Annotated in this window: 4 protein-coding genes; 3 read left to right on the top strand and 1 reads right to left on the bottom strand. The window is 76.1% G+C overall.

Annotated features, from left to right (window positions below; all coding sequences use genetic code 11):
- The first annotated feature begins 178 nt into the window (after positions 1 to 178).
- The 3 genes from solA (at position 179) to DQW06_RS23935 (ending at position 2,917) form a co-directional block, all read left to right on the top strand.
- Complete coding sequence (gene solA / locus DQW06_RS23945; RefSeq protein WP_117199358.1) at positions 179 to 1,351, top strand: N-methyl-L-tryptophan oxidase; 1,173 nt, start codon at positions 179 to 181, stop codon at positions 1,349 to 1,351.
- A gap of 124 nt (positions 1,352 to 1,475) precedes the next feature.
- The gene (locus DQW06_RS23940) at positions 1,476 to 2,282 is read left to right on the top strand and encodes an SDR family oxidoreductase (RefSeq protein ID WP_117199357.1); all 807 of its coding nucleotides are present in this window, start codon (positions 1,476 to 1,478) and stop codon (positions 2,280 to 2,282) included.
- A 203-nt stretch (positions 2,283 to 2,485) separates the two neighbouring features.
- Positions 2,486 to 2,917 carry a VOC family protein gene (locus tag DQW06_RS23935; RefSeq protein WP_013154530.1) on the top strand — a complete coding sequence of 144 codons (432 nt, stop codon included), beginning with the start codon at positions 2,486 to 2,488 and terminating at the stop codon, positions 2,915 to 2,917.
- Between the two features lie 85 nt (positions 2,918 to 3,002).
- On the opposite strand, the gene DQW06_RS23930 is transcribed toward DQW06_RS23935, so the two are convergent.
- Positions 3,003 to 3,541 (bottom strand): DNA glycosylase AlkZ-like family protein (locus DQW06_RS23930; RefSeq protein WP_198662533.1); only part of this gene is annotated, 539 nt, incomplete at its 5' end.

Below are 3,541 nucleotides of genomic sequence, written 5' to 3'. Positions count from 1 at the left end.
GCTTTTGGCCAACGCCTACCCGCCCATCCAGTAGCAACTCCCGGATCTCGGCTCCCTTCCGAGACGGGGCGCCCGTCCACCCCTGGGGGTGGGCGGGCGCCCGCCATGCGCGGGTCCTGGGATCATGGGACGGGGCTCCGGGCGGCGGAGCCCCGGACACCGGACCTGGGGGAAACGCGTGGCGGCACCGTTGGAGACCGACACCGTCGTGGTCGGACTGGGAGCCATGGGGGCGCAGGCCCTGTGGCGCCTGGCCCGGCGCGGTGTGGACGTGATCGGGGTCGAGCAGTTCACGCCCGGGCACGACCGGGGCTCCAGCCACGGCGAGTCCCGCATCATCCGCACCGCCTACATGGAGGGCGCCGCCTACGTGCCGTTCGTGCGGTCGGCCTGGCGCGCCTGGTCGGAGCTGGAGGAGGCCTCCGGAACCCGGCTCGTGGTGCGCACCGGCGCCCTGATGCTCGGCGCGCCGGACAGCCCCGCCGTCACCGGGTCGGTCGCCGCCGCCGAACACCACGGTCTCCCCCACCAGGTGCTCTCCCGCGACCAGGTCGCCGAGCGCTTCCCCCAGCACGTGCTGCGCCCGGGTGAGGTGGGCGTCTTCGAGGAGGACGCCGGTGTGGTCCTGCCCGAGGCCGCGATCACGGCGGCCGTGCGGCTCGCGCGGGAGGCGGGCGCGCGGGTGCTCACCGGCGCCCGGGCGTCCCGCGTCGTCCCCGACCCGGACCGCCCCCGTGTGGTGGTCGGGGACACCGTGATCCGGGCCCGCCGGGTGGTCGTGACCGCCGGGTCCTGGCTGCCGCGGCTGGTGCCCGAGGTGGCGGAGCTGGGCGGCGGCCTGCGGGTGGAGCGGCGGGTGCTGGGCTGGTTCCGCACCACGCGGGACCCGTCCCCGCACGCGCACGGACCGGTGTTCGCCCGGGACGAGGACGACTGCACGTGGTACGGGTTCCCCAGCATGGACGGCGGCCTGACCGTCAAGATCGGTGTGCACGCCGAGGCTCCGGGGAACAGGGGCGAGGGCGCCCAGTGGGGCGAACCGGTCGACCCCGACGCGGGACCGCGGGAGCCCGACGCCGCCGACGCGCGGCGGCTGGGACGGCTGGCCGCCGGACTGAACGGTGTGGCCCCGCTGCCCGAGCGGATGGCGTCGTGCATGTACACGATGACGCGGGACGAGCACTTCGTCATCGGGCAGCGCCGCGAACTGCCCGGACTGGTGCTGGCGGGGGGCTTCTCGGGGCACGGCTACAAGTTCGCCTCCGCGGTCGGGGAGGCGCTGGCCGACCTGGCCCGGCACGGGCGCACGGACCTGGCCGTGGACCTGTTCGACCCGCACCGCTGGGACTGAGCCGGGCGGTCGACGGGCCCCGGGGCGGGGTGCGGTCGGCGCGCGCGGGCGTGCGATCATCGCTTCCACGCGCGGCGCGAGCGCGGCCTCCCTCCCCCCTCAGCCTCCCTCCGGAAGGACCGCCATGAACAGTCCCACCGTCCCGCGGACCGCGCTCGTCACGGGCGCGTCGTCGGGGATCGGCGCCGCCGTGGCCGCCGAGCTGGCACGCCGCGGCTACCGCGTGTACGGGACCAGCCGCGACCCCGGGGCGGTGGCCGAGCCGGTTCCGGGCGTGGAGTACCTGGCCCTGGACCTGGCCGACGGGGCGTCGGTCGAGGCGTGCGCGGCCGCCGCGGGCGACGTGGACGTACTGGTCAACAACGCCGGGGAGAGCCAGAGCGGGCCCTTCGAGGAACTGCCGCCGGAGGCGGTGGAGCGGTTGTTCCGGATCAACGTGTTCGGCGCGGTGCGGCTCACCCAGCTGCTGCTGCCGGGAATGCGCGCCCGAGGGTACGGGCGCGTGGTGATGGTGGGTTCGATGCTGGCGAGCTTCCCGCTGGCCTACCGGTCCTCCTATGTGGCCTCCAAGGCGGCGCTCAAGGGGTTCGCGAACGCGCTGCGCCGCGAGGTGTCCCCGTACGGGGTGGGGGTGGCCACGGTCGAGCCGGGATCGATCAACACCGGCATCAGCGAGCGGCGGACCCAGTACCTGCGGGAGGGGTCGCCGTTCGCGGCCGAGTACCGCACCATGCTCAGGGCGCTCAACGCCAACGAGGCGTCGGGGATCACGCCGGGGGCGGTGGCCCGGACCATCGTGCGCGCCGTCGAGGCGGACCCGCCCCGGCCGTTCTACGCGGTGGGCAGCAACGCCCCGGTGGTCTTCGCGCTGCGGCGGCTGTTCCCGCGCTCGCTCGTCCTGCGCGTGGTCGCCCGCAGGCACGGGCTGTAGCCGCGGGTGCGCCCGGGCGGCCCTGGGGCCCGGGTGTCCTGGGCTTCCCGGCACCTCTGGGGCCCTGGGGCCCGGGCCCGCGCGGACCCGCCGCGTCCGAGGGGTTCCGGGCGGTGTGTCCCCGGCCCCGGATAGGTTGTCCCGGCCACAGGACACCGCCCGCCCCGGGCCCTTTCGGGGCGGGGTACAACGACGGAGCCGCCGTGAAACAACAGGTTCACTTCATCACTCTGGCCACGGCCGACCTGGACGCCGCCCGCGCGTTCTACCGGGACGGGCTCGGCTGGGAACCGCTCGCGGACGTCCCCGGGGAGATCGTCTTCTTCCAGGTCGCGCCGGGGCAGGTCCTGGGGCTGTTCGACGCGGAGAAGTTCGACCGCGACCTGGGGCGCCCGCCCGGCACGACCGGCGTGTCGGGGCTGACGCTGTCGCACAACGTGGACGGCCCCGAGGAGGTCGAGCGGACCGTGGAGGCCATGGCGCGGGCGGGCGCGCGGGTGCTCAAGGCCCCGCAGCCGGGTGAGTTCGGCGGGGTCTTCCACGCCCACGTGCGGGACCCCAACGGCGTGGTGTGGGAGATCGCGCACAATCCGGGCTGGCGTGTGGACGAGACCGGCCGGGTCGTGTTCGGCTGAGTCCCGGGCGCCCGCCGGGAACCGCCGCGCCCGTCGGAGCCGCGGGGGCGGCGCCGGGCGGTCGGAGCCCGGGGCCCCGGCCGGTTCACGGTTCCAGGGGGCGCAGGCGGATGTCGTGGCCCTCGGAGTCGGCCGCCGCGAAACGGAGCAGCCGTGCGCCCTCCTCGGTGACCGCCTCCTCCTCGGCCGGGGTGAGCCGTGCGAACAGCCGCACGTCCAGTACGGCGGGGCCGCCGCGCCGGGTCCGCTCGATCCGCCACAGCCCGCGCACGAACCCGTCCACGGTCAACGGCGCCTCGACCACGATGTGGGGGCGCTGGTGGTCGGCGACGACGCGGGAGCGGTCGTCGTAGGAGACCAGCACGTTGTCGAGCAGCGCCAGGAAGCGGACCGGCGCGGGCGTGTCGGGGTCGGGGCGGGGCGCGTCGGGCAGGTCGAACAGCTCGCGGCCGTCCGGGTCGCGCAGGACCCGCAGCCGCGGCCGCAGCCCCTCCACGACCGCGCGCATGCGGGTCGTCCCGCTCCAGGCCTGGACGTCCCTGGCGGTGGCCGGGCCGAACGCGGCGAGGTAGCGCAGCACGAGGGTGTCCGGGGAGGGCTCGGCGGCCAGCGGCGCGCCGAGCC

This window comes from Nocardiopsis sp. TNDT3 (assembly GCF_003427465.1).
GTDB lineage: Bacteria > Actinomycetota > Actinomycetes > Streptosporangiales > Streptosporangiaceae > Nocardiopsis > Nocardiopsis dassonvillei.
This window is presented reverse-complemented; position numbering and strand designations above follow the sequence as displayed.